Origin of the sequence: Stenotrophomonas sp. ISL-67 (assembly GCF_018612915.1) — a bacterium.
Taxonomy (GTDB): Bacteria; Pseudomonadota; Gammaproteobacteria; order Xanthomonadales; family Xanthomonadaceae; genus Stenotrophomonas.
In genome coordinates this window covers 124,502-148,694 of record NZ_JAGGRL010000005.1, presented here as the reverse complement: position 1 = coordinate 148,694, position 24,193 = coordinate 124,502, and the positions used below count along the sequence as shown (strand labels likewise).

Genomic DNA, 24,193 nt, shown 5'->3' with positions numbered 1-24,193 from the left:
CGGTCCGGGTTTCCCTTCTTGTCCTGCTGCGGTGAATACGAAATGGGGGTGTCTGTTTTCTGACGCGTTGCTGTCGACGTTCCGGCTCAGCTGATCGTGCCGACCAGCTTCAACCGTTTGTCCTCGGGTACCTCGCTGTAGGCCAGCACGGACAGCGACGGAACGCTGTGGCGTACCAGCCGTGCCAGCGCGGCACGTACCGGACCGGGTACCAACACCACTGCGGGCTCGTTCTTCGCTTCCTGCTTGCCGACACATTCGGCCAGGCTCTGGTGCAGTCGCTCAGCGAGTCCGGGTTCCAGCGCGGCGCCGTTGCCCTGGGTGGACTCCTGCAAGACGCGTTCCAGTTGCGGGTTGAGGGTGAATACCGGCAGCTCCGCCGACATTCCGGCGATCTCCTGCACGATGAAACGGCCCAGCGCGTTGCGCACGGCAGCGGTGAGCACGCCCGGGTCCTGGCTCGTAGGTGCGTTCTCCACCAGCGACTCGGCGATCTTGCGCAGCTGGCGCACCGGAATGCGCTCGATCAGCAGGTTCTGCAGCACGCGCACCACCACCGACAGCGGCAGCGCCTTCGGGGTGAGGTCTTCAACCAGCTTCGGTGCGCTCTTGGCCAGGTTGGCCAGCAGCTGCTGCACTTCCTCGTGACCGAGCAGTTCCGGCGCATGTTCGCGGATCAGGTGCGACAGGTGGGTGGCGACCACGGTGGCCGGGTCGACCACGGTGTAGCCCATCGATTCGGCGTGGGCGCGCTGGTGCGGCTGGATCCAGGTGGCATCCAGGCCGAACGCGGGGTCCTTGCCGGCGATGCCTTCCAGCACGCCGAGCGCGCTGCCCGGGTCCAGCGCCAGTTCGCGGTCGGGATGGATGTCGGCGGTGGCCACCGGCACGCCGTGGATCAGCAGGCGGTAGGCGCTGGCGCTCAGTTCCAGGTTGTCGCGGATGTGGACCGAGGGAATCAGGAAGCCGATGTCGTGGGTCAGTTTGCGGCGCACGCCCTTGATGCGCGCCATCAGTTCGCCGCCCTGGTTCTTGTCGACCAGGGGAATCAGCCGGTATCCCACTTCCAGGCCCAGCGGGTCGACCGGGCGCAGTTCGTCCCAGGTCAGCTCGGCGGTGGGCGAGGGGGTGCCGCCGGGCAGGCCGAGCGCGTTGGTCGGGCCGGTGGCAGGGGCCGCTGCCGCCTGTTCGGCGGCCATGCTCTTCTTCCACAGCTTCCAGGCGATGAAGCCGAGGATCGCGGCCAGCGTCAAGAAGGCGACGTTGGGCATGCCCGGCACCAGCCCGACCACGCCCAGGATCGCCGCAGCGATGGTCAGTGCGCGGTGCTGGCCGAACACCTGGCCCATCATGGCCTGGGCCATGTCCTGCGAGCGCGAGGCGCGGGTGACCAGCATCGCCACGGCCGACGACACCAGCAGCGCGGGCAGCTGCGCCACCAGGCCGTCACCGATGGACAGCAGGGTGTAGGTTGCTGCGGCCTCGCCGAACGGCATGCCGTGCTGAAGCACGCCGACGGCCAGGCCGCCGATCAGGTTGATGAACAGAATGAGGATGCCGGCGATCGCATCGCCGCGGATGAACTTGCTGGCGCCGTCCATGGCGCCGTAGAAGTCGGCTTCCTCGCGGACTTCTTCGCGGCGCAGCTTGGCTTCCTCACGCGTCAGCAAACCGGCGTTGAGGTCGGCGTCGATCGCCATCTGCTTGCCGGGCATTGCGTCCAGGATGAAGCGCGCGGTCACTTCGGACACGCGGCCGGCACCCTTGGTGATCACCACGAAATTGATGATGGTCAGGATCGCGAACACCACGATACCGACCGCGTAGTTGCCGCCGATCACGAATTCGCCGAAGGCGGCGATCACCTTGCCGGCGGCTTCGTGGCCGTTCTGGCCGTTGAGCAGGATCACGCGGGTGGACGCCACGTTCAGGGCCAGCCGCAGCATGGTCGTGATCAGCAGCACGATCGGGAAGATGGTGAAGTCCAACGGGCGCTTCACGTACACCACCGCCAGCAGCACCATCAGCGAGATGGCGATGTTGAAGGTGAACAGCGCGTCCAGCACCGGGGCGGCCAGCGGCACCACCACCATGGCCAGCAGGGCCAGCACGATCAGCGGGGCGCCCAGGCCCTGGCGGATCATGTCCAGGGCGCGACGGGTATTCATGCCGGCAGGCTGGGCGCTCATGGGCGGCCTCCCTTGCCGAACTCATCCACGTCGATGCTGGGCGTGGCCGGCATCGGCCCGCCCCGCCAGGTACGCAGCTGGTAAACGTAGGACAGCACCTGGGCAACGGCCGAATACAGTCTCACGGGAATTTCCTTTCCAAGTTGACCTTCCCGATACAAGGCGCGTGCCAAAGGCGGCGCCGAGACGATGGCGACCTTGTTGCCGTCGGCCACCTGGCGGATGCGCAGGGCGGTTTCGTCCACGCCCAGGGCCACCACGGTGGGGGCGCCCATCCTGCCGCCGTCGTACTTGAGGGCGACCGCGTAGTGGGTCGGGTTGACCACCACCACGTCGGCGGTGGGCACCGCTTCCATCATCCGGCGGTTGGACATCTGCTGCTGAAGCTGGCGGATGCGGCCCTTCACTTCCGGGCTGCCTTCGCTTTCCTTCATTTCCCGGCGCAGTTCCTCGCGGGTCATCTTCAGCTTGCGCATCCAGTTCCAGCGCTGGTAGGGGGCATCGATGGCGGCCAGCAGCATCATGGCCCCGCCGGTGGCCAGCATCAGCTTCAGGGTGAAGCCCAGGCCGTGGACCATGGCCGCTTCCAGCGGCTGGTGGAGCAGATCACGCAGCGGGCGGATGCCATGCCAGACCACCAGCCCGGCGGCCGTGCCCACGAACACGATGCGCAGCAGCGATTTGGTGAACTCGGCGATCGCTTCAGGGCCATACAGCCGCTTCATGCCGGCCAAGGGGCTGAGCCGGTTGAACTGGGGCATCAACGATTTATTGGACCAGCGCAGCCCGCCCATGGCCACCGGCGCCAGGAAGCTGGCCAGCAGGCAGACCAGCAGCAGCGGCCACAGCGCCAGCATCAGCTGCAGGAACAGGTGGCCGAAGTGGTTGAACAACCCCAGCGGTTCGGCGCGCAGGCCGGGTTCCGGGGACAGCGCCAGCTTCATCCAGTCCTTGGCGCTGTTGGCCATGCCACCGGAAAACGCCATCAGTGCCAGCACCGCGGCACCGAACACGGCGGCGGTGGCCAGCTCGCGCGAGCGCGGGATGTTGCCCTGTTCACGGGCATCGCGCAGGCGTTTTTCGGTAGGTTGTTCGGTTTTTTCGCCGGCTTGTTCGTTTTCGGACATCGGGGACAGGGCACCGGGGGGATTACCCCGGGCGATGCAAGAACCGTTCCGAAACCGGCAGCCAGGTCGATTGATCCCGATCCCGATGGGCCCGTAACGGTTGGTGGTCGATTGATCCAGATTCCAATGGGCCCGTAACGGTTGGTGGTCGATTGATCCAGATCCCAATGGGCCCGTAACAATTCGTAGGTCCGGCCGTTGGCCGGACACCGCGCGTAGCGCGGCCCAAGTCTCCGAAACCGGCATCCCACCGCTCGCGGCCCTCCAACCGGCGTTTAGACCCAACCGAAACCGCCCATCAGACATTCATGACCACGGAACGAAGAGCAGCCACGCTACAGAATCATGCCCCGTGCCAATGCGGCGGGGCACGGGCGCGTGGCGACGCGTTCATCGGCAGGGCGCACAACGCCTGGTGGGGCGCGGCGTGGCGCTACGGCATCATGGACGTTCCCCTGGCTGCTGCGGGTTCCGATGTCGTCTTTCCTGTTCTGCACCGTGCTGGTGGCCGGGCTGCTGCATGCCAGCTGGAATGCCATCGTCAAACGCGGCAGCGATACGCTGTTCACCACGGTCCTGGTGACCGGTTCGGCGGCATTGATCGCTGCGCTCTGCCTGCCATTCGTTGCCGCACCGGATCCGCGCAGCTGGCCGTGGCTGGCGATGTCTACCGTGCTGCAGGCCGGCTACTACGTGCTGGTCGCGCGCACCTATAGGTTGACCGACATGAGCGCGGCCTATCCGCTGATGCGTGGCTGCGCGCCGATCGTGGTGGCGTTGCTGGGGGGCGTACTGCTGGGGGAGCGTCTGCCGGGGGTGGCGTGGGCGGGCATCGGGCTGATCTGCGTCGGCATTCTGTGCATGGCGCACGGGATCGTGCGCCGGCAGATGTGGCTGCCGCTGATCGTTGCCGGGGTGATTGCCACCTACACGATGGTGGATGCGTGGGGTGCGCGGCAGTCCGGTTCCGCTGTGGGCTACACCTTGTGGCTGTTCCTGTTGTCGGGACTGCCGTTGCCGATCTGGGCCTTGTGCACGCGGGTGCCGCAGTTGAGCGCCTACGCGCGCGCGAACTGGGGTTACGGCGTGGTGGGCGGGGTCGGCACGCTGACATCGTATGGGGTGGTGTTGTGGGCGATGACGCAGGCACCGGTGGCGATGATTTCGGCACTGCGCGAAACCTCGATCCTGTTCGGCGTGCTTATTTCGGCCCTGGTGTTGCGGGAGCGGGTCACCCGGCGAAGGTGGATGGCCGCCGGGCTGATCGTGGCAGGAGCGGTGCTGCTGCGGTTGTGTGTGTGATCCTGGAGGGTCGCGCGTGGTTCGGCGCCCCTACCGGTGGGCCCATGCCCTGCGTGGCTGTCCCGTCAATCCAGGAAATGGCCGCCCTGGGAGGTTTTGTATTCCTGCGACACCACCATGCGGGGGCGGGGCAGGTCGTGCAGCTTCATGAACCGCTCTGCATCGACCGGGCGGCCGAGCAGGTAGCCCTGCAGGAAGTCGCACCCCAGCCGCTCCAGGTAGGCGCGCTGGCCGGGGGTCTCCACCCCTTCGGCCACGATGTCCATGTCCAGCGCATGGCCCAGCGCCACGATCGCCGAGACGATCACCACGTCTTCGGAGCTGCTTTCCAGGTCGCGCACGAAGGCGTAGTCGATCTTGATCTCAGTGGCCGGCAGGCGCTTGAGGTACAAGAGGCTGGAGTAGCCGGTGCCGAAGTCGTCGATGGAAATGCCCACGCCCAGCCGCGCCAGCGCCTGCAGCAGGCGCAGGCTGGTCTCGGTGTCGCGCATCACCGCGCTTTCGGTGATTTCCAGCACCAGCCGGCGCGGCTCGACGCGGTGCAGCGTCAGTGCGGCGCTTACCTCGTGGAGCAGGTGCGGTGAGCTGAACTGGATCGGCGACAGGTTCACCGACACGGACCAGTCTTCATGGCCGGCATCGTGCCACCGCCGCAGCTGGCGGCAGGCTTCGTTGAGCGCCCACCGCCCGATGTCGTGGATCACGCCGCTGCGTTCAGCCAGCCGGATGAAGCGGTCCGGCGGAATCAGGCCCTGTTCGGGGTGGTTCCAGCGGACCAATGCTTCCGCACCGCAAACCTGGTGGGTGCTGGCCCGGACTTTGGGCTGGTAATGCAGGAACAGCTGCTGGGTGCTGATCGCGCGCCGCAGGTCCGCCAACAGCCGGAACTGCTGTTCGGCGCTGTCATTCATCCACTCGGCGAACACCACGAACGCGTTGCGTCCGGCCTCCTTGGCCTGGTACATCGCCGCGTCGGCGTACCCCATCAACTGGCGTTCGGTGGTGGCGTGGTCGGGACAGATGGCGATGCCGATGCTGGCGGTGACCTGCAGCTCATGCCCGGGCACCAGGCTGCCGGTACCCACAGCCTCGATGATGCGGCTGGCCAGGCCGGCCACGTCCTCGTCGTTCTCGATGCCCACCACCAGCACGAATTCGTCGCCGCCCAGGCGCGCAATCACATCGGCGGCGCGCAGCAGTTGGCGGGTGCGGGTGGCCACGGCAACCAGCAGGGCATCCCCGGTCTGGTGGCCATAGGCATCGTTGACCTGCTTGAAGCCGTCCAGGTCCATGAACATCACCGCGAAGCGCCCACCACGCTGTTCAGCGTCGACCAGCGCCTGTTCGATGCGCTGCTGCAGCAGCAGGCGGTTGGGCAGGTGGGTCAGCGGATCATGCAGTGCGGCCTGGCTGAGCTCGGCCTGCGCATCGTCCAGCGACGTGCGCAGGTGCTGGTTGCGCAGCCGCAGCAGCTGCGCCTGCTGGCGTTGGTCCAGCCAGGACACCAGCAGCACCACGGCCAGGATGGCGATGGTGAGCACCATCACAAGCGCCGCCAGCCACTGGGTCTGCAGGCCGGAACCCGCGGCGGCGCCACAGACACTGTCGGCAGGGAAGCGCGCTGCTGCCATGCCGGTGTAATGCATGCCGACGATGGCCGCGCCCAGCACCACGGCCGGCGCCACGCGACGTTGCAGCCCGGTCTCGTTGTGGCGAAGGCGGAACGCAACGTACAGCGCTACCCACGATGCCACCACCGCAATGATCAGCGACAGGGTGAACCAGCCGCCGTGGTATTCGATGCCGGGCTGCATGCGCATCGCGGCCATGCCCAGGTAATGCATGCTGGCAATGCCACTGCCCATCAGCAATGCGCCAAGGGCCAGGCGCGAATGCGGGAGCGTGGCCCGCGAGACCAACCATAGGGCGAACATCGAGGAAGCTACTGCTGCCAGCAGCGACACGGCGGTCAGCTCCAGGTCGTAGCCCAGTGGGATCGGCAGGCGGAAGGCCAGCATGCCGATGAAGTGCATGGACCAGATGCCCAGACCCATGGCACAGCCGCCGCCCAGCAGCCACAGCACGCTGATTTTCGGCGAGGGCGCGGTGGTGACACGATTGGCCATGTCCAGCGCGGTGAAGGACGCAAGCATGGCGACCAGCAGCGAAACCACGACCAACCACGGGGTGTAACTGCCGACGAGCATCATGACTCTCCCTGGCGTACACAGCTGCAATCAACGATAGATTGGCCTGCGCTGGCGCTCCGCGCGGGCTGCTCAGGCACGTTCCCCCTGCCGTGCTGCATGGTAACGACACAGATGGGGGTCAGCGCAAGCGAAAATCGGCTAAATTTCATGCGGCCATCACGCGCATTGATCCGGCCTGCCTACGTCACGGTATGCGTCGGCAGCGATGGCTAATGCGTGACGCCGTCTGCGGCCTGGAAGGCTGCATCAAACAGGCGTTGTACCGGCGGACCCATTTCACCTGCAAGGACAGCAAGCAGGAACAGGCCAAGCAGCAATGCCACCGGCAGGCCGAGCTGGATCGGGTTGAGCGCGGGTGCGGCGCGGGCGAGCACGCCGAAGGCGAGATTGATCGCCAGCATGGCGACCGTCAGCGGCAGCGCCAGGGTCAGTGCGCCGCGGAACACCTGCAGCAGGAAGGTCGGCGCGGCACTGAGGAATGCATCGATATCCGGGAGCGACGCGCCTATCGGCACCGCTTTGTAGCTGTCCATCAACAGCGAAATCAGTGCGAGATGGCCGTTGGCGGCAAAAAACAGCAACCCGAACAACAGGTAGAACCATTGCCCGATGACACCCGACGTACCGCCGCGCATGGGGTCGCTCATCTGTGCGAACGCCAGGCCGGTGCCCTGCGACACCAGTTCGCCGGCCATGGCGCCGGCCTCGAAGACCATCCGCAGCAGGAAGCCGATGGAAATGCCGATGGCCAGCTCCCGCGCGATGCTGAGCACCGTGGCGGCATCGAAGCCGGTCCACGCGGGTACCGGTGGCAGCATCGGCGACAGCGCGATGGCCAGCGCCCCGGACAGCATCACGCGCACCCGCGCCGGTACCGCACGGCTGCCGACCAATGGCATCGCCATGATCATCGCGCCGATGCGCAGCATGGTCCACAGCACGGTGCCGATCATGCCGAAGGCGTTGAGCCCGTCGGCGGCCATCTGGGTTGCCGAATCCATCCCGTGCTATCCGATCAGGTGCGGTATGCGCTGGAACAGCAGCGTGGTGTACTCGACCAGGTGGCCGATCAGCAGGCTGCCCAGCGCGAACAACACGACCGTGAGCGCGGCGGCCTTGGCGACGAAGGCGATGGTGGGCTCGTTGAGCTGGGTGGCGGCCTGCACTACGCCGACGACCACGCCGACGATCAGCACGGTCAACAGCAGCGGGCCGGCAATCCACAGCACGGTGATCAGGCCACCGCGCAGTTCGGTCAGGGCAAGTTCGGGCGTCATGGCGACCTCAGGCGGCGTTGAAGCTGGCGGCGAGCGTGCCGACCACCAGCACCCAGCCGTCGACCAGCACGAACAGCAGGATCTTGAACGGCGCCGAGACCAGCATCGGCGAGAGCATCATCATGCCCATCGACATCAGCACGCTGGCCACGACGAGGTCGATGATCACGAACGGAATGAAGATCAGGAAGCCAATTTCGAAGGCGGTCTTCAGTTCGCTGGTCACGAACGAAGCGACCAGTACCGGGAACGGAATGGCATCGGGGCTGGCGTACGTGCCATGCCCGGCCATGCCGGCGAAGGTCATCAGGTCGGTTTCGCGGATCTGCGCCAGCATGAAGGCGCGCAGCGGCTGGGTGGTCAGGGTCCAGGCGGTCTGGAAGTCGATCTCGCCGTTGAGGTAGGGCGCCATGCCGCTGCCCCAGGCCTTCTGCCATACCGGCAACATCACCATGGCGGTCAGGAACAGGGCCAGGCCCAGCAGCACCTGGTTGGACGGCGTCTGGCCGGTACCCAGCGCCTGGCGCAGCAGGCCCAGCACGATGATGATGCGGGTGAAGGCGGTGAGCACCAGCAGCATCGACGGGATCAGGGTGATCGCGGTCATCAGCAGCAGGGTCTGCAGCGGCAGGCTGACCGGGGCGCCGCCGATCTTGCCGACGTTCACGTCGGGCAGGTTGGGCACGGCAGGCGCGCCAGGCGCGGCCATCGCCAGCGCGGGCAACGCGCACAGCAGCAGGGTCAGCAGCAACGGCAGGTAACGGGTCCAGGACGCACGGGGGCCACGCATGATCATTTTTCCTTGCGCAGCCGCTGTTGCAGGAGCTGGGCGAAATTCGGCAGGTTCTTGAAATCCGGCAGGCGCGCCGGTTCCGGGGTGGGCAACGGTCCGGGCAGGCGGTGCAGGGTGTTGATGCCGCCGGCGGTAACGCCCAGCAGCAGCTGTTCGCCGTTGACATCGACCACGACGACGCGTTCCTTGGCACCCACGTTGAGGCTGGCCACCACGCGCAGGCCTTCGGCAGGCTTGAAGCCGCTGCCGGGCATGCGCTTGAGCAGCCAGCCCAGGCCGACGATCAACGCCAGCACTGCCAGCAGCGCCAGCACCGCACCGAACATGCTCGGCGCAGCGGCGGCGTGTTGGCCAATCTTGACCGCCGGGGCACCGGCGGCAATGAGTGCCAGGGCGATCAACGCAGTCTCCGGATCCGTTCGCTCGGGCTGACGACGTCGGTCAGGCGCACGCCGAAGCGGTCGTTGATGACCACCACTTCGCCGTGGGCGATGAGCGTGCCGTTGACGAACACGTCCAGCGATTCGCCGGCACCGCGTTCCAGTTCCACCACCGAGCCCTGGTTGAGCTGCAGCAGGTTGCGGATCGGCAGGCGGGCCCGGCCGACTTCCAGCGACAGGGTGACCGGTACGTCGAGGATCACGTCAAGGTTCAGATCCGGGCCACCGCTGGTGTCGTCCGAGTGCAGGGTGGTGAACTGCGCCGGTGCCGGTTCGTTGGTGTCGATGTCGTCGTTCATTGCGGGTCTTCCTGGATAACGGGAGCACGCGGGCGGGTGCCCGGGGGGTGGGTAGCGGTGATCTTCACGGCGTTCATGCCGTTGGCGACGCCGAACTGGCCGGTGAATACGGGAATGTTCTCCACGCACAGCGGTACCTGCGGCGGCAGGTCGATGGGCAGGACGTCGCCGATCTTCAACTGGGTGAGGTCGCGCAGGCTCATGCGCTTGGTGGCGAGAACGCTGGAGAGGGTGACTTCAGCGATGTTCAGCTGTTCGCGCAGCATCGTGCCCCAGCTTTCATCGCGGTCGTTGCGATCGCTCTGGATGCCTGCGTCGAGCAGTTCGCGGATCGGTTCGAGCATCGAGTAGGGCAGGGTGACGTGGATGTCGCCGCCACCGCCGTCGAGTTCGACATGCAGGCGGCAGACCACGACGTACTCGCGCGGGGTGACGATGTTGGCAAAGTGCGGGTTGATCTCGGAGTTGATGTATTCAAGCTCGACATCCATCACCGGGGCCCAGGCTTCGCGCAGGTCGGCGAAGGTCTGCTTGAGCAGGAGGTGGATGACGCGCATTTCGGTGGCGGTGAATTCGCGGCCTTCGATGCGGGTCGGGTAGCGCCCGTCGCCGCCGAAGAAGTTGTCGACGATGGCGAACACCAGGGTGGGCTCGAACACGATCAGGCCGGTGCCACGCAGGGGCTTGAAGCGGATCAGGTTGAGGTTGGTCGGCACATACAGGGAATGCATGTAGTCGTTGAACTTGATCAACTCGATGCCGCGCACGGACAGTTCGGCGGAGCGGCGGATCAGGTTGAACAGGCCGATGCGCCAGAGGCGGGCGAAGCGCTCGTTGACCATTTCCAGGGTCGGCATGCGGCCGCGGATGATCCGGTCCTGGCTGGCGAAATCGTAGTTGCGCGCTTCGCCCGGCGCGATGGCGTCCACTTCGGTCTCGACGGCGCCTGAATCGACGCCGTGCAGCAGGGCATCGATTTCGTCCTGGGAAAGCAGGTCGTTCATGGGATGCCCTTACTGGGTGACGAAGCTGGTGAACAGCAATTCGTCGACGCCCTTGCTGCCGGTTTCGGCCTTGAGCAGTTTCTGCGCCTCGGCCAGGGAGTCGGCCTGCAGGCGTTCCTTGCCGGCACGGTCGGCGATCTGTGCCGGTTCGACCTGGGAGAACAGCATGAGCAGCTTGGCGCGGATGGCGGGGGCGTGGAGCTTGATGGCTTCCAGCGCGGCGGGGTCGCGGGTCATGAGCTGGACTTCGACCTGGAGGTAACGCGGGCCGTTGAAGCTGCTGTTGAGGTTGACGACGAACGGGGGTTCGAGGCCGAAATACTGGGCGGGGGCGGGCACGGCGGCTTTGGAGGGGGCGGCCTTGGCGGGGGTCTTCTCGTCGTGGGACTGGGTGAAGTACCACACGCCGCCACCGGCGGCGCCAGCGGCGACGACGGCGATCAGGGCGGTGACCAGGAGCGGGCTGCGCGGCTTGGCGGCCTTGTCCTTGTCGGTGGATTTCTTGGTTTTATCAGCGGCTGCGGCCACGAGGGGAAGCTCCATAGGATTGCTTCCTGGCTACATGCAATTGGCGTGCCGAACCGCGACGGTTCTTCGTTGCCGGAAATTTGACGGCAACGTCTACCACGGTAGACAAGGTGACGTAGAGCCGGGCTCTGCCCGGCTGCCAGCTCAACTCGATCACTGCAATGCGTTACCGGGTGTTGTGGCTCTCACGGCAGTTGTCTGGCGACCAACCCTACCGAAATCACGTCACGGGCCCGCTTTTTCCTTGGCCGCCGGTCAATTGTCAAGGGTTGGCCGGGGCGGGTTTGCGGGACCGTGTGCTTCGCAGGATCAGGCGTATGCGTCCACCAACCCGCGCTGCCGCATCAACTGCGCGGGTGAGACGATGGTTTCGGTCATCGACGCGTCGCCGTCGCTGGTGCCTTGGGCGGTGTTCCCGCTGCCGGCCTTGCCATCCTGCGCGGTCTGCTGGTGGCCTACGTCGGCGTTGCCGAGCTGGAATCCCTGTTCGTTCAACATTTCACGCAAACGCGGGATGCTGGATTCGAGGGCGTGGCGGACGTCGGCGTGGGCGCTGGTGAAGCTGGCATGGACCTTGTCGCCGTCCATCTGCAGGCGGACTTCGATCTGGCCGAGGTCGTGCGGGGTGACCTTGATGGTGGCGTGGCCGATCTTCTGGTCGGCCAGCCAGCCGATGCGGGCGCTGATGGCGTCGTCGAAATCATCGCCGCCCACGTGTGGGGTGGCGGTCGGGTCACCCTGGAACGGGGTGCTGGCGGTGGCGGCGGCTTTGAGCTCGGCGGCGGCGTGCAGGGCGTGCAGGAGCGGGGTGGTGGTGGGCACGTCGGTGTCGTCGCCGGCATTGGCGATGGCGTCGGTCAGGGCCTTGGGCAGGGCGGTATCGTCGGCGATCTCCGCATCCAGGGGCAGTGCAATGGGCCCGGGTGAAGCGTCGGCTGTCGCGGTGCTGGTCGCGGCGGCGGGCGGGGCGGGAGCGCCCGGTGCGGGGGCGGGCGTTGCGGGCAGGGTCTGCAGCAGGGGGCCTGCCCTGGTTGCGGCTGAAGCACCGGCATTGGCGGCAGGGGCAGCCGCTACCGCCACGGTCTCCAGACCGGCCAGCGCGAGTCCAGCCAGGCCAAGCGGCGGCCAGGGAGCGGTGTCGGTGTCGTCGCCGGGCTCGTTGGCGACGGGCTTTTCGGTGGCAGGGGGCGGCGTCTCGGCAGCCGGATCAAGGCTGTCGGGGGTGGCGTCGCTGCCAGCGGCGCGCGGTGCGCCGGCCGGCGTGCTGCCGCTGTCAGCGGTGCCTGGCTTGGTGGCGGCCGGCGTTGCGCTTGCTTCCCTGCTGGCGCCGTCGCTCTTGAGCAGGGCGTCAAAGTCCTGGCGATTGTGTCCGCTGGCGTCGCTGCGGGCGCCGCTGGCAGGGCTGCCGGTGCTGTTGCCTGCGGCGGTGGGGGCACTGCTGCCCAGCACGGAGGGCGGCATCACGGGGTCTCTCCGCTGTCGGTATCTGCGCTGCGGGCCAGGCGGCTGCGGCGGGCGCCCAGGTCGTCCATCTCGCGCTGGTCGCGGCGGTCGACCAGGACCTTTTCCTGGGCACGGTAGCTGGCGGCGAGCTGTTCGAGCACGGCCTTGTCGCGACTGGCCAGGATCAACCGGGCGCGTTCGGCTTCGACCTTCTCCCGGTTGCTGTCCACGGTCTGGCGCTGCTGGGCCACGGCGGTGTCGAGGCGGTCGAGGAAGGCACGGCGGTTGAGCAGCTGGGCAGGGCTGGTGGCAGCCATCTGCGCGTTGGCCATCTGTTCGTTGGCATATTCCTCGGCATAGCGCCGCAGCTCTTCCAGACGGGAGAGGTGGGTGTCGAGCACGCGCTGGCGTTCGGCCAGGTCACGGGCGACTTCGTCTTCGTGGTCCTGGGCCCGCTTGAGCAGGGGATCGATGCGCTTGGATTGCATGGTTTAGCCCTCAGGTTCCACCAGGCGCTTGAGCGCGGCCTGGCTGTGCGGCAGGTCGGCGGCTTTGCCGACGTCCTGGCCGAGGAAATCGACGATGTCCGACCAGCGTTCCAGCGCTTCGTCGGTGGCCGGATCGTTGCCGCGCTGGTAAGCGCCGATGGCGATCAGGTCGCGGTTGCTGGAGTACGCCGAAACCAGGCGCTTGAGCTTGCGGATGCGCAGGCGCCAGGGTTCGTCGGCGATTTCGGTGACGACGCGGCTGACCGACGATTCGACGTCGATGGCCGGGTACAGGCCACTGTCGGCTACCCGTCGCGAGAGCAGGATGTGGCCGTCGAGGATGGCGCGGGCGGCATCGGCGATGGGGTCCTGCGGATCGTCGCCCTCGGTCAGCACGGTGTAGAACGCGGTGATAGAGCCGCGCCCTTTGGCGCCGTTGCCGGCGCGTTCGACCAGCGCAGGCAGCTTGGCGAACACCGACGGCGGGTAGCCACGGGTGGTGGGGGGCTCGCCCACCGACAGGCCGATCTCGCGCTGGGCCTGGGCGAAGCGGGTCAACGAGTCCATCAGCAGCAGCACGTTCAGGCCCTGGTCGCGGAACCACTCGGCAATCGCGGTGGCACGGTAGGCCCCGTGCAGGCGCGCCAAGGGGGGGCGGTCTGCCGGGCTGGCCACGACCACGGCACGGCGCAGGCCTTCTTCGCCGAGTGTGCTTTCGACGAAATCGCGTACTTCGCGGCCACGTTCGCCGATCAGGCCCACCACGATGACGTCGGCGGCGGTGTAGCGGGTCATCATGCCGAGCAGGGTGGACTTGCCCACGCCGGAGCCGGCGAACAGGCCCACGCGCTGGCCACGCCCGATCGGCAGCAGCGCGTTGATCGCGCGCACGCCCACGTCCAGCGGCTGGGTGATCGGTTCGCGGGCGAGCGGGTTGATCGACACGCCGGCCATGCCGACGGTGCCTTCGGCACGGATCGGCCCCTTGCCGTCGAGCGGCACGCCGTCGCTGTCGATGACGCGGCCGAGCAGGCCTTCGCCGACTTCCACGCCGCCCCGTCCGAGCGAGGGCACCACGCGCGCATTGGGCAGCAGGCCGTGCAGTTCTGCGCTGGGCATCAGGTAGGTGCGTTCACCCGCGAAGCCGACCACTTCTGCATCGACCCAGCCGCCATCGGCCACTTCGACCTTGCAGCTGGCGCCCATCGGCGACTCGCAGCCGACCGCTTCCAGGGTCAAGCCGACCGCGCGGCGCAGCACGCCTTCGCGGATCAGGCCACGACCGTGCGCGCCATCGGGCTGGATGCCATCCAGGCGCGCCGCCAGCCGCAGGTTGCGCGCGGCCGACCAGTCTGCCGCCGGTGGGGGCAGGGGTTCGGTGTTCATGCGCTGGCTCCGGATTTGCGCAGCACCGCATCCAGCGCGCCACGTAGGCGCGCTTCCAGGGTGCCGTCGATACGCACCGCTTCGGCATGCACGCGCAGGTCACCCCGGCTCAGGCTGAGGTCGGCGGTGAGGCGCTGGGTGGGGGAGAGCTGCAGCAGCGGGGCGAGCGCTGCGATGTCGTCAGGGTGCAGGCGGACTTCAACCTCGCGGTTGGCGCCGCCCACCGCATCGACGGCTTCACCGACCAGCTGCGCGAGCAGGGCCGGGTCGGCCTCGTAGGCGCGGCCGACCAGGGTGCCGGCGATGCGCACGGCCAGTTCGCCGAGCGCGGCCACCACTTCGTTCTCCAGCCGCGCCAGCGGCCGGCCGAAATTGTCCAGGATCCCTTCGATCTGCGCGACCAGGCGGCGCACTTCGGCCTGGCCTTGGGCCTGGCCGTCTGCATGGCCCTGCTCGAAACCGTCCTTTTCCGCCGCGTCCTGGATGGCCTGGATTTCCTCCAGGGTCGGCAGCTGCAGCAGCGGCTCGGGGTCGTGCTCGGCAACGGGTTCGTCGAGGTCGTCATGGTCATCCTGCGGGGCGGCAGGGGCCGCCAGCAGGTCGGGGGCAAGCCAGCGCACGGCGTGGGTCACAGCATCGCCTCCGCGTTGCCACCCAGGGTGACCGTGCCTTCATCGGCCATGCGCTTGACGATGGCCAGGATCTCGCGCTGCGCGGTTTCCACATCGGACAGGCGCACCGGACCGCGCGCTTCCATGTCTTCAAGCAGGATTTCGGCGGCACGCTGGGACATGTTGCGGGTGATCTTGTCGCGCACCTTGATGTCGGCACCGCGCAGGGCCAGGCCCAGGCGCTCGCCGCTCACTTCGCGCAGCACCAGCTGCAGTTCGCGGTCTTCCAGGTCGATCAGGTCGTCGAACACGAACATCTTTTCCTGGATGCGCGCGCTCAGCGGTGCATCGATGCGCGAGATCTCGCCCAGGATCGCCTGGTCCTGGCCGCCGTCCATGAAGTTGAGGATGTTGGCCGCGCACTGCACGCCGCCGATGTTGGACGACTTGAGGTTCTGGTTGCCGGCGAACTGGCGCTCCATGATTTCATTGAGCTCATTGAGCGCGTTCGGCGGAATGCCGTCCAGGGTGGCGATGCGCAGCAGCACGTCGACCCGGGTGCGTTCGGGCAGCAGCTTGAGGGCGTCGGCGGCCTGGTCGGTTTCAAGATGGGCCATGACGATGGCGATGATCTGCGGGTGCTCATTGCGGACCAGGTCGGCCACCGCACGCGGGTCCATCCACTTCAGCGCGTCCAGGCCGGTGGTGTTGCGGCCCAGCAGGATGCGGTCGATCAGGTTGCCGGCCTTCTCGCTGCCCAGCGCCTGCACCAGCATGTTGCGGATGTAGTCGTCCGAGCCGACGCCAAGCGAGGTCTTGGAGCCCAGTTCGGTGCTGAATTGATCCATGACCCGTTCGACCTGCTCGCGGGTGATGTCGCTCATGGTGGCCATGGCGATGCCGATCTTCTGGACTTCCTTGGGTTCCATGTGGCGCAGCACGTCGGCGGCTTCCACTTCGCCCAGCGACAGCAGCAGCACGGCGGCGCGCTGCACGCCGCTGAGGGGCGCGGGGGGGGCGGCGGGATCAATCATTGGCCACCCAGCCCTTGACCACCTGGGCCACGCGCTTGGAATCGGTCTTTACAGCTTCACGCGCCATGCGCAGTCGTTCCTCGTAGGAGTCCACCGGCAACGCCAGCGGCTCATGACCTGAAAGGTGTACCCGGTCCGAACCGAGCTGGGGCAGGCCTTCGCCATCGTCCACCAGCTGCACGTCGGCGCTGTGGGGTTCCAGGCTGTCGTCTTTGGTCAACGTCCTGGGCGTGCCGGTGATCGAACGCAGCGCCGGGCGCAGCACGCCGAACACCAGGGCCAGTACCACGATGGCGCCGAGCAGCAGGCGCAGGCCGTCCTGCACCTGCGGCAGTTCCCACCATTTGGGGCCTTCCACCGGGATCACTTCACGTACGAATGGGGCGTTCATCACCGACACGGTGTCGCCACGCTCGGCATCGAAGCCCACCGCCTGTTTGACCAGTGCTTCGACGCGCGTCAGTTCGGCCGCCGACAGCGGCTGTTCGGTGGTCTTGCCGTTGGCGCCGGGGCGCGGCACGTTGTCCAGCAGCACCGCCACGGACACGCGCTTGATGCGGCCGCCCGGCTGGCGGCTGTGCTGCAGGGTGCGGTCCAGTTCGAAGTTGCGGGTGGCGTTGCGCGAGGTTTCGGTCGGCGTGGCCGCGGTGGCCGGCGCTGCAGCCGGACCCGGCGGGGTGTTGCTGGCCGCACCCGGTACACCCTGCGGGCCCGGGGTGCTGGTGCTGTTTTCGCTGGTCTGTTCGCTGCGCAGCTTCTGCGGCTCGCCGTTGTACAGCTCACGGGCTTCTTCGATGACCGAGAAGTCCATGTCCACGCTGACTTCCGGGTTGACCCGGCCCGGGCCGGTCATCGGCTCGAGCAGTTCGCGGATGCGCTGGTTGAACGAGGTTTCCTGGCGGCGCACCTGGTCGAACTGCGCGGCATTCAACGCAGCTTCGCTGTTCGGGTCGGACACGCTGAGCATGCGCCCGCTCTGGTCCACCACGGTCACGCGTTCGGGGGCCAGGTCGGGAATGCTGGCGGCCACCATATGCACGATGGCATCGATCTGGCCGCGTTCGAGCTGCTGCCCACCGCGCAGTTCCAGCACCACCGAGGCGCTGGCCACGTCGCGCTGGCGGGTGAAGGCGCTGGGCTTGGGAATGGCCAGGTGCACGCGTGAATCGCGTACCGGGCGCAGGGTGTTGATGGTGCGCGACAGCTCGGTTTCCAGCGAATGCTGGTAGCGGGCGTTTTCCATGAACTGGCTGACGCCGAAGCCCGGGTCGCGCTCCATCAGCTCGAAACCGAGCCGGCCGCTGTCGGTCAGGCCGGAGCCGGCCAGCTTCAGGCGCGCATCGTGCAGGTTCTTTTCCGGAACGGTGATGCCGCCGCTGGCGGCGTCCAGTTCGAATGGAATCTGCGCCGCGCGCAGCAGGTCGGTGGCTTCGGCGGTGGCCTTCTGGTCCAGGCCGGTGTACAGCGGCACCATCCCCGGCTTCTGCGACCAGAAGAACACGAACAGGCCTGCCGCAACGGCCACGGCGATCATTGCCATCAGGCCAAGCCGACGGGTGATCTGCAGGCTTTGCAGACGGTCGAACCACTGGCCCGCCTTTTCGGCGTTCAGGGATTCCTTGGTGAGCGACAGGGCCATGCGGTTCTATCCTTACAGCGGCATGTTCATCACGTCCTGGTAAGCCTGGACGAGACGGTTGCGGACTTCCACGGTGGCGCGGAAGGCGATCGAAGACTGCTGCGAGGCGACCATGACCTTGGCCAGGTCGGCGCCGGGTTCGCCCAGTTCGAAGGCGCGGGCGAGCGCGCCGGATTTCTGCTGCGTTTCGTTGACGCCGGCGATCGCGCCGCGCAGGGTCTCGGTGAAGCTCGGGCCCTGCACGTCCTGCGGGGCCATCAGGCCCTGCAGCGCGTTGGTCTGCGGGCGCTCGGCGAGCGGGCTGACCGGCTGGCCGACCTGGGTCTGGTAGGTGCGGATCTGGGAAAGAATCGAGGTGACGGAGTGTGACATCTGGAACGTTCCGGCTGTTTGGGGGTTTCGAGTGATGACGTTGCAAGCCCCGTGCCGAAACGGCTGAGTGGTTCAGGGATGTGGTGATGGCGCGGTGTGTAGGGCTGCCGCGCAACCGGTTACAGGACCGGCGCGACGGAATGCCGCTGCGTCAGGCCGACGCAGCGCCGGCGTCGGAACCCCGGCGTCGGGAAACCGACGCCATGCCCGGTAGCGCCGGCCGTTGGCCGGCCCACGTCATGTCCGGAAATTGCAGCGGGCCGGCCAACGGCCGGCGCTACCGGCAGATATGAAGACGCCCGGGGGTACCCGGGCGTCCTGAGCGAATCCGTTGGAAGAACACGGGCATCAACTCACCAGTTCAGCCTGGTCGCGTTCGATGCCGTACTTGCGCAGCTTCTCCACCAGGGTGGTGCGGCGCAGGCCAAGCAGCTGGGCGGCGTGGGCGACCACGCCCTGGGTACGCTCCAAGGCTTCGTTGATCAAGGTCAACTCGATGTTGGCCATGTGGTTGCGCAGGTCCAGGCCGGCATCGGGCAGGGCGGGGGCGCGCTCGGCGCCGGTGCCGTTTGCTGCCGCCGTTGCGTCTGCCGACGGTGTGTGGAACGAGAAGCTGCGCAGGTCAAGGCGCTCGTCGCTGCTCGCGGCCGGGGCGGTCGTGGCGACCGGCGCGGCCACCGCGAAATCGCCGCGGTAACGCGCCGGCAGGTCCTGCACGCGCACGCTGCCGCCGGGGTGCAGAACCGCCAGGCGTTCGACCAGGTTGGTCAGTTCGCGCACGTTGCCCGGCCATTCGTAGCTGGCCAGCGCCTGCAACGCTTCCGGGCTGAAGCGCACTTCGCCCCGGCCGGTGCGGGCCAGCTGGCCTGCGATGGTGATGACCAGTGCAGGCAGGTCCTCGCTGCGCTCGCGCAGGGCCGGTACGTCGATCGGGAATACGTTGAGGCGGTAAAACAGATCCTCGCGGAACTTGCCGTCGGCGATGCGTGATTCCAGGTCGCGGTGGGTCGCGGCGATCACGCGCACGTTGCAGCGGATGGTCTGGTTGCCGCCCACGCGCTCGAAGCTGCGTTCCTGCAGCACGCGCAGCAGCTTCACCTGCATCGGCAGGCTCATGTCGCCGATTTCATCCAGCAGCAGGGTGCCGCCTTCGGCCATTTCGAAACGACCCTTGCGTGCGCTCAGCGCGCCGGTGAAGGCGCCTTTTTCGTGACCGAACAGTTCGCTTTCGAGCAGGTCGGCCGGAATCGCACCGCAGTTGATCGCTACGAACGGGCCATCGCGGCGCGGCGAGCGCTGGTGGATCGAGCGCGACACCACTTCCTTGCCCGTACCCGATTCACCCAGCACCAATACGGTGGTGTCGAAGGCCGCCACCTGTTCGATCATCCGGCGCAGCGCGCTGACCGCCGCACCATCGCCGGTGGGGCCCTGGTCCTGCACGGCACCGGCCTGGTGTTCGGCATCCAGCCGCTTCAGGCTGGCACGGCGCAGCAACGCTTCCATCTGTGCATGCCGCAGCGGGGCTTCCAGCGGCCACACGTTGGCTTCATGCAGGCCATGGCGCTGCGCAAACGCGCCCGCATCGCCGTCGATCAGCATCACCGGCGGCGGCAACGCGCCCTGGCCGGCCCAGGCGAACAGCGCTTCGCTGCGCGCGCCCGGTTCCAGCCCGCCGATGATCACGGCCATCCAGTCGGTGGCGCGGTGGCGGGTGGTGTCGAAATCGGCCGCGTCGGCGATCCAGCGCGGGTTGAAATCCATGAACTCCAGCAGGCTGACGGTGCGCTCTGCGCGCACGGCGTCGTTGTCCAGCACCAGGATGCGCGACTCGCTCATGGGGTCGCCTCCTTCAAGCCCTCCAGGATCGGCATGACCTCCTGGATGTAGGACAGCTTGCTGACGAAGTTGTCGGCGCCGGCACGCAGGGAGTGCTCGCGGTGCTCGACGTCGTCGAAGTGGCTGGCGATGACGATGTAGGGCGCATCATCCTGCGACTTGATCAGGCGGGTGGCCTGCAGCCCGCCCATTTCGGGCATGGCGAGGTCCATCAGCACGACCTGCGGGCGCAGTGCTTCGGAGCGCTCGATCGCTTCCAGGCCATTGGCGGCGCTGCCGACCACATCCAGCCACTCGACCTTGCGGAAGTGGCGCATGGCGGCGTTGATGAAACCTTCGTGGTCATCGACCAGCAGGACGGTGAGCTTGTTCATGTCGTGTACTTCCTTCAGCCCACCCGGGCCAGTAGCGGGGTGCGGGCATTGTGCCGGCGGCGTTCCCGGGCCGGGGCGATGTCCAGTTGTTCGCGGTATTTTGCAACGGTTCGGCGCGCGATGTTCACGCCCTGACGTGACAGAAGTCCCGCAATGGCTTCATCGGCCAGCGGTCGTCCGGCCGGTTCGGCATCGATCAGGCGCCGGACCATGGCCTTCACGGCCTGGCCGGAGACGCTGGCGCCTTCCAGGCGCACGGCGAAGAAGTGCTTCAGTTCCAGGGTGCCACGCGGGGTCTGCAGGTACTTGCCGGTGGTGATGCGCGAGACGGTGGACTCGTGCATGCCGATGGCATCGGCCACTTCCTTCAGGGTCAGCGGCGCCATCGCCTCTTCGCCGCGGGTGAGGAAGCCGGCCTGGCGCTCGATGATGACCCGCGTGGTGCGCAGCAGGGTGTCGTAGCGCATGGACAGGCCGCGGGTCAGCCAGCGCGCTTCCTGCAGCATGTCGCGCAGCGGCTGGGCGCTGTCGCCGGCCTCGGCCAGGGCGCTTTCGTAGCTGGGGTTGATGCTCAGGCGGCGGCTGGTGGCCGGGTTGAGCGCCACGCGCCACTGGCCGTCGGCGTGCCAGGCCACCACGTCGGGGATGACCGCGCCGTTGCTGTCCGGCAGCAGGCTGTCGCCCGGGCGTGGCTGCAGCGACAGGATCAGCCGCACCGCTTCATGGATGTCGGCCACTTCCGCGTCCAGCTGGCGGGCCAGGGCGGGGTAGTCGTGGGCGGCCAGGCTTTCCAGCCCGTGGTCCAGCACGCGCAGGGCCAGGTGGCGGGCCGGCACGCGGCCGTGCAGGGCACGCAGCTGGACCGACAGGCACTCGTGCAGGTCGCAGGCGGCCAGGCCGGCGGGGTCACCCTGCAGGATCTGCTGGCGCACCGCCTCCACGCCGGCGGCGTCCACATCGCAGTGGGCGCTGGCCAGCAGGCTCAGCTGCTCCAGCGGTGCATCCAGGTAGCCGGCATCGTCGCAATGCTCCAGCCAGAAGCGGGCCACGGCCAGTTCGCGCGCATCCAGTTCCAGCGACAGGCGCTGCAGGGCACGCAACTGCGGGTCGCTGGACTCGTCGGCGGCAATGCGCTGCAGGCGGTCGTCGTCGCCGTCGTGCCAGCTGGCACCGGCCACGTCCCACATGGCGGGCTCAGGCAGTTCGTCGAACGCAGCCACTTCCACGGTGGTGCCGGCATCGCCGGTCTCCGCGGTTTCGGGCGCAGGCGCTTCTTCCAGTTCGAGCAGCGGGTTGGTGTCCAGTGCGCGGCGGATTTCCAGTTCCAGCTGCATGCCGTCCAGCTGCAGCAGTCGGATCGACTGCAGCAATTGCGGCGTGAGGTGCAGCTGCTGACCCATCTGGGTCGACATCGTCGGCTTCATGCGGTGTATCCCCGTCGCACCGACTCCCCGGTGCGTTATGGAACACATCTTGCTTCTGATCCCTGGTCGGGGAAATCAGGGGGTTCCCTAGTGGGGTCGTCAGGTTCCCGACACCATGTGGGGAGATTCCCGACAGTATTCCGATTATTTGACGCTGGGAGTCGCTGAAGCCCCGTGTTTTCGTGGCCGGGCCGGCTGTGCGTGATTCAAAAAGTCGACGGTTGTGGCCGGCGGGCTCAGGAAGTGTCGGGGAGCTGACACATTACCTGAGCGAAAGCCTGCAGCGGGGCAGGGCCCCGCTCTATTCGAGTTCGTGCTGGTGGCGGGCGGCGAGCAGCAGCAGGTCGTTGGCGCGGCGGCAGCCGAGCGATTCCATCATCCGGGCGCGGTGGGTCTCCACCGTTTTTACGCTGATGCCGAGGTCGGCAGCGATTTCCTTGTTGCTTTCGCCCTTGCCGATCTGGCGCAGGATCTCGCGCTGGCGCGGCGACAGGGCGGCGACGCCGACCGGCTTTTCCCGGCCCAGCATGGGGGCGAGCATCTTGGCCGAGATCTGCGGGCTCAGGAATACCTGGCCGGCGTGCGCGGCGCGCAGGGCCAGGTCCAGTTCCTGCGGGGCGGCATCCTTGACCACGAAGCCGACCGCGCCACGGTCCAGGGCGTCGCGCACGTGCACCGCATCGTCGTGCATGGTCATCATCACGACGCGGGTGCCCGGCGCGCGGACCAGGATGTCGCTCAGCGCTTCCAGCCCGGTACGGCCAGGCAGGGAAAGGTCCATCAGGATCACATCGGGCGAATGCAGCAGGGCCATCTGCAGCGCCTGTTCAGCATTGCTGGCCTCTGCGGCCACCTCCACGTCGGCAAAGCCCTGGAGCAGGCGACTCAGGCCGGCGCGGACCAGGGTGTGATCGTCGACAATGAGAACGCGCACGGGCAGGGGCGATGTGAAGGCAGGGAGGTCTTCACATTAACGTAGCGCGCGGCGCTAGCCAAGCGCGGGTAGCCCCGGCCGTTGGCCGGACCGGCGTTTGGTGCCATTCCAGGCCGCCGACCAACCGTGCCTACCGGCCGCGCCGCGCATCGGCCACCTGCCGCCGATGCAACCGGAAAAGATGCCGTTCCAGCGCCATTTCCAGCGCGTCGCTCATCGGCTCGAAACGCAGCCACAGGAAGCAGGAGCCGGACCCGGTGGCGGCTTCGGCCAGTACGGCCACGGGCAGGTCGATGTGGTCGGGCAGCCAGTCGCAGGGCTGCAGGCGGATCACGCCGAGGCTGCCGGCTGGCGCACCGGTGCGGGCACCCAGTTCAAGGCGGATGCCCCGGCGCGACCAGCGCAGCGGACGCAGGTCCAGGTCCTGGGCGCTCTGCCGGACCAGGCGGCCGAGCAGCACCATGGTCAGGTCCAGCTTGGCTTCCAGGCGCTGCAACTGGGTATTGGACTCGCCACGGTCGTCGTGGCCGTCGTCACCCCTGGCATCTTCGACCAGGGCAACGCCGCGCAGCAGGGTTTCGGCGCTGCCCGGGCGGATGGCGCTGCTGCCCAGGCGGAATTCGGCGGGCAGGGCGACGTCGCAGCTCAGCGTTTCATCGAACAGCTCGCTTTCAGCCGGATGATGGATGTCGCTGGGGCGAAGGTCGCTCATGTCAGGGATTCTGCCCGGAGGTAGGCGAGGGACGCGCGAACGGCGCGTCGGTCGGCCGTGATGTGGGTGGCCGCTTCATCACGGCGGGCGGCCATGCGGATGCTGACCTGCTGCTGGCGGGCGATCAGGCCACGCAGCGAACCGGCGTCAATGCGGGCATCGTGTTCGTCCAGGTAGGCCCGGACCTGCTGGTCGTAGGCGTCCATCAGGCGCTGGGTAAGGTCGTGGTCTTCACCGTCCACGGCGCGCGACAACTCGTCCAGCGCGTCGTGCAGGGGCTGCAGTACGTCGGTGGCGAGCGCGGCGTGCATCAGGCGCCCGCCACGGCGGGCTGGCGCTGGTCGTGGGGAATGGCATTCCACGCCGCATCGATCTCGGTCAGCAACTGCAGGGCTTCCTGCAGGGCAGCACCATCGTTGTGCAGGTTGGCATCAGTCAGGCGCTGCATGACGTAGTCGTACAGGGCCGACAGGTTGCCGGCGATGTCGCCGCCTGCTTCGTGGTCGAGCGAGCCGTTGAGGTGGCCAACGATGGCGCAGGCCTCGCCGATCGCCTTGCCCTTGCGGGCCTGGTCGTTGCGCTCCAGGCAGGCTTCGGCCAGGCGGATGCGCTCGCAGGCGCCGGTCAGCAGCATGGCGACCAGCTTATGCGGGTCGGCATCGTTGACGGCACTGGAAACGCCGACCTTGCGGTACTGTTCTGCGTACTGACGGCTGGAACCGTACATTCGAAATCTCTCCTCTGGGCCCCACGCCAGACATCAGGTGG

General features: G+C 67.4%; 25 protein-coding genes. 1 reads left to right on the top strand and 24 read right to left on the bottom strand.

Translation table 11 applies throughout. The features are described from left to right. Positions 1-86: 86 nt before the first annotated feature. Entirely contained in the window at positions 87-2,168 is a 2,082-nt protein-coding gene (gene flhA / locus J7J08_RS07530; RefSeq protein ID WP_214903496.1) for a flagellar biosynthesis protein FlhA, read from the bottom strand. A 17-nt stretch (positions 2,169-2,185) separates the two neighbouring features. Next, positions 2,186-3,316, bottom strand: a complete 1,131-nt coding sequence (gene flhB, locus J7J08_RS07525) for a flagellar biosynthesis protein FlhB (protein ID WP_214903444.1) — start codon at positions 3,314-3,316, stop codon at positions 2,186-2,188. Between the two features lie 474 nt (positions 3,317-3,790). Between flhB and J7J08_RS07520 the strand changes: the two genes are divergently transcribed. Beyond that, complete coding sequence (locus tag J7J08_RS07520) at positions 3,791-4,618, top strand: DMT family transporter (RefSeq protein WP_214903442.1); 828 nt, start codon at positions 3,791-3,793, stop codon at positions 4,616-4,618. 65 nt (positions 4,619-4,683) lie between these two features. Here the strand turns inward: J7J08_RS07520 and J7J08_RS07515 are convergent, their stop codons facing one another. The 22 genes from J7J08_RS07515 to fliS all read right to left on the bottom strand — a co-directional run bounded on the left by J7J08_RS07515 (position 4,684) and on the right by fliS (position 24,152). Next, entirely contained in the window at positions 4,684-6,825 is a 2,142-nt protein-coding gene (locus J7J08_RS07515) for an EAL domain-containing protein (RefSeq protein WP_214903440.1), read from the bottom strand. Positions 6,826-7,037: 212 nt separating this feature from the next. Further along, entirely contained in the window at positions 7,038-7,829 is a 792-nt protein-coding gene (fliR, locus tag J7J08_RS07510; RefSeq protein ID WP_214903437.1) for a flagellar biosynthetic protein FliR, read from the bottom strand. Between the two features lie 6 nt (positions 7,830-7,835). Then, the gene (locus tag J7J08_RS07505; protein ID WP_214903434.1) at positions 7,836-8,105 is read right to left on the bottom strand and encodes a flagellar biosynthetic protein FliQ; all 270 of its coding nucleotides are present in this window, start codon (positions 8,103-8,105) and stop codon (positions 7,836-7,838) included. A 7-nt stretch (positions 8,106-8,112) separates the two neighbouring features. Then, positions 8,113-8,901 carry a flagellar type III secretion system pore protein FliP gene (fliP, locus tag J7J08_RS07500; protein WP_214903430.1) on the bottom strand — a complete coding sequence of 263 codons (789 nt, stop codon included), beginning with the start codon at positions 8,899-8,901 and terminating at the stop codon, positions 8,113-8,115. Continuing rightward, positions 8,898-9,299, bottom strand: coding sequence for a flagellar biosynthetic protein FliO (fliO, locus tag J7J08_RS07495; protein ID WP_251006495.1), 402 nt, complete (start codon positions 9,297-9,299; stop codon positions 8,898-8,900). The genes fliP and fliO overlap by 4 nt, the downstream gene beginning before the upstream one ends. Further along, on the bottom strand, positions 9,296-9,637 hold the full coding sequence (gene fliN / locus J7J08_RS07490) for a flagellar motor switch protein FliN (RefSeq protein WP_214903427.1): 342 nt from the start codon (positions 9,635-9,637) through the stop codon (positions 9,296-9,298). The genes fliO and fliN overlap by 4 nt, the downstream gene beginning before the upstream one ends. Continuing rightward, on the bottom strand, positions 9,634-10,641 hold the full coding sequence (gene fliM, locus J7J08_RS07485; RefSeq protein WP_214903424.1) for a flagellar motor switch protein FliM: 1,008 nt from the start codon (positions 10,639-10,641) through the stop codon (positions 9,634-9,636). The genes fliN and fliM overlap by 4 nt, the downstream gene beginning before the upstream one ends. Before the next feature lie 9 nt (positions 10,642-10,650). Continuing rightward, positions 10,651-11,184: a flagellar basal body-associated FliL family protein gene (locus J7J08_RS07480; protein WP_214903421.1), complete on the bottom strand. Its 534-nt coding sequence runs from the start codon at positions 11,182-11,184 to the stop codon at positions 10,651-10,653. A gap of 294 nt (positions 11,185-11,478) precedes the next feature. Next, positions 11,479-12,630: a flagellar hook-length control protein FliK gene (locus tag J7J08_RS13445; RefSeq protein ID WP_214903492.1), complete on the bottom strand. Its 1,152-nt coding sequence runs from the start codon at positions 12,628-12,630 to the stop codon at positions 11,479-11,481. Further along, the gene (fliJ, locus tag J7J08_RS07470; protein ID WP_214903417.1) at positions 12,630-13,100 is read right to left on the bottom strand and encodes a flagellar export protein FliJ; all 471 of its coding nucleotides are present in this window, start codon (positions 13,098-13,100) and stop codon (positions 12,630-12,632) included. Before fliJ ends, J7J08_RS13445 begins: the two co-directional genes overlap by 1 nt. Positions 13,101-13,103: 3 nt before the next feature. Continuing rightward, a complete protein-coding gene (locus J7J08_RS07465) occupies positions 13,104-14,486 on the bottom strand; it encodes a FliI/YscN family ATPase (RefSeq protein WP_214903414.1) in 1,383 nt (460 codons plus the stop codon). Further along, complete coding sequence (locus J7J08_RS07460) at positions 14,483-15,118, bottom strand: FliH/SctL family protein (RefSeq protein WP_214903411.1); 636 nt, start codon at positions 15,116-15,118, stop codon at positions 14,483-14,485. Before J7J08_RS07460 ends, J7J08_RS07465 begins: the two co-directional genes overlap by 4 nt. After that, positions 15,115-16,131 (bottom strand): flagellar motor switch protein FliG, encoded by a 1,017-nt coding sequence (gene fliG / locus J7J08_RS07455; protein WP_214903409.1) that lies wholly within the window; start codon positions 16,129-16,131, stop codon positions 15,115-15,117. Before fliG ends, J7J08_RS07460 begins: the two co-directional genes overlap by 4 nt. Next, positions 16,124-17,770 (bottom strand): flagellar basal-body MS-ring/collar protein FliF, encoded by a 1,647-nt coding sequence (gene fliF, locus J7J08_RS07450; RefSeq protein WP_214903406.1) that lies wholly within the window; start codon positions 17,768-17,770, stop codon positions 16,124-16,126. The genes fliG and fliF overlap by 8 nt, the downstream gene beginning before the upstream one ends. A 12-nt stretch (positions 17,771-17,782) precedes the next feature. Continuing rightward, positions 17,783-18,142 (bottom strand): flagellar hook-basal body complex protein FliE, encoded by a 360-nt coding sequence (gene fliE / locus J7J08_RS07445; RefSeq protein WP_214903401.1) that lies wholly within the window; start codon positions 18,140-18,142, stop codon positions 17,783-17,785. A 348-nt stretch (positions 18,143-18,490) separates the two neighbouring features. After that, entirely contained in the window at positions 18,491-19,981 is a 1,491-nt protein-coding gene (locus tag J7J08_RS07440) for a sigma-54 dependent transcriptional regulator (RefSeq protein WP_214903398.1), read from the bottom strand. Continuing rightward, a complete protein-coding gene (locus tag J7J08_RS07435; RefSeq protein WP_214903395.1) occupies positions 19,978-20,355 on the bottom strand; it encodes a response regulator transcription factor in 378 nt (125 codons plus the stop codon). The genes J7J08_RS07440 and J7J08_RS07435 overlap by 4 nt, the downstream gene beginning before the upstream one ends. Positions 20,356-20,369: 14 nt before the next feature. After that, on the bottom strand, positions 20,370-21,779 hold the full coding sequence (gene rpoN, locus J7J08_RS07430) for an RNA polymerase factor sigma-54 (protein ID WP_214903392.1): 1,410 nt from the start codon (positions 21,777-21,779) through the stop codon (positions 20,370-20,372). 301 nt (positions 21,780-22,080) lie between these two features. After that, on the bottom strand, positions 22,081-22,713 hold the full coding sequence (locus J7J08_RS07425; protein ID WP_214903390.1) for a response regulator transcription factor: 633 nt from the start codon (positions 22,711-22,713) through the stop codon (positions 22,081-22,083). A 130-nt stretch (positions 22,714-22,843) separates the two neighbouring features. Further along, positions 22,844-23,425: a PilZ domain-containing protein gene (locus J7J08_RS07420; RefSeq protein ID WP_214903388.1), complete on the bottom strand. Its 582-nt coding sequence runs from the start codon at positions 23,423-23,425 to the stop codon at positions 22,844-22,846. Next, entirely contained in the window at positions 23,422-23,736 is a 315-nt protein-coding gene (locus J7J08_RS07415) for a hypothetical protein (protein WP_214903385.1), read from the bottom strand. Before J7J08_RS07415 ends, J7J08_RS07420 begins: the two co-directional genes overlap by 4 nt. Then, positions 23,736-24,152 carry a flagellar export chaperone FliS gene (fliS, locus tag J7J08_RS07410; RefSeq protein WP_214903383.1) on the bottom strand — a complete coding sequence of 139 codons (417 nt, stop codon included), beginning with the start codon at positions 24,150-24,152 and terminating at the stop codon, positions 23,736-23,738. The genes J7J08_RS07415 and fliS overlap by 1 nt, the downstream gene beginning before the upstream one ends. Positions 24,153-24,193: the final 41 nt, after the last annotated feature.

Excerpts from the sequence above, each read along its gene's own strand:
- fliG (WP_214903409.1), bottom strand. The coding sequence starts at position 16,131 with ATGATTGATCCCGCCGCCCCCCCCGCGCCCCTCAGCGGCGTGCAGCGC.
- fliF (WP_214903406.1), bottom strand. The coding sequence starts at position 17,770 with ATGGCCCTGTCGCTCACCAAGGAATCCCTGAACGCCGAAAAGGCGGGC.
- J7J08_RS07515 (WP_214903440.1), bottom strand. The coding sequence starts at position 6,825 with ATGCTCGTCGGCAGTTACACCCCGTGGTTGGTCGTGGTTTCGCTGCTG.
- flhA (WP_214903496.1), bottom strand. The coding sequence starts at position 2,168 with ATGAATACCCGTCGCGCCCTGGACATGATCCGCCAGGGCCTGGGCGCC.
- fliE (WP_214903401.1), bottom strand. The coding sequence starts at position 18,142 with ATGTCACACTCCGTCACCTCGATTCTTTCCCAGATCCGCACCTACCAG.
- flhB (WP_214903444.1), bottom strand. The coding sequence starts at position 3,316 with ATGTCCGAAAACGAACAAGCCGGCGAAAAAACCGAACAACCTACCGAA.
- fliM (WP_214903424.1), bottom strand. The coding sequence starts at position 10,641 with ATGAACGACCTGCTTTCCCAGGACGAAATCGATGCCCTGCTGCACGGC.
- fliR (WP_214903437.1), bottom strand. The coding sequence starts at position 7,829 with ATGGATTCGGCAACCCAGATGGCCGCCGACGGGCTCAACGCCTTCGGC.
- J7J08_RS07480 (WP_214903421.1), bottom strand. The coding sequence starts at position 11,184 with ATGGAGCTTCCCCTCGTGGCCGCAGCCGCTGATAAAACCAAGAAATCC.
- J7J08_RS07465 (WP_214903414.1), bottom strand. The coding sequence starts at position 14,486 with ATGAACACCGAACCCCTGCCCCCACCGGCGGCAGACTGGTCGGCCGCG.
- fliP (WP_214903430.1), bottom strand. The coding sequence starts at position 8,901 with ATGATCATGCGTGGCCCCCGTGCGTCCTGGACCCGTTACCTGCCGTTG.
- J7J08_RS07440 (WP_214903398.1), bottom strand. The coding sequence starts at position 19,981 with ATGAGCGAGTCGCGCATCCTGGTGCTGGACAACGACGCCGTGCGCGCA.
- J7J08_RS07415 (WP_214903385.1), bottom strand. The coding sequence starts at position 23,736 with ATGCACGCCGCGCTCGCCACCGACGTACTGCAGCCCCTGCACGACGCG.
- J7J08_RS13445 (WP_214903492.1), bottom strand. The coding sequence starts at position 12,630 with ATGCCGCCCTCCGTGCTGGGCAGCAGTGCCCCCACCGCCGCAGGCAAC.
- fliJ (WP_214903417.1), bottom strand. The coding sequence starts at position 13,100 with ATGCAATCCAAGCGCATCGATCCCCTGCTCAAGCGGGCCCAGGACCAC.
- rpoN (WP_214903392.1), bottom strand. The coding sequence starts at position 21,779 with ATGAAGCCGACGATGTCGACCCAGATGGGTCAGCAGCTGCACCTCACG.
- J7J08_RS07520 (WP_214903442.1), top strand. The coding sequence starts at position 3,791 with ATGTCGTCTTTCCTGTTCTGCACCGTGCTGGTGGCCGGGCTGCTGCAT.
- J7J08_RS07435 (WP_214903395.1), bottom strand. The coding sequence starts at position 20,355 with ATGAACAAGCTCACCGTCCTGCTGGTCGATGACCACGAAGGTTTCATC.
- J7J08_RS07420 (WP_214903388.1), bottom strand. The coding sequence starts at position 23,425 with ATGAGCGACCTTCGCCCCAGCGACATCCATCATCCGGCTGAAAGCGAG.
- J7J08_RS07505 (WP_214903434.1), bottom strand. The coding sequence starts at position 8,105 with ATGACGCCCGAACTTGCCCTGACCGAACTGCGCGGTGGCCTGATCACC.
- fliN (WP_214903427.1), bottom strand. The coding sequence starts at position 9,637 with ATGAACGACGACATCGACACCAACGAACCGGCACCGGCGCAGTTCACC.
- fliS (WP_214903383.1), bottom strand. The coding sequence starts at position 24,152 with ATGTACGGTTCCAGCCGTCAGTACGCAGAACAGTACCGCAAGGTCGGC.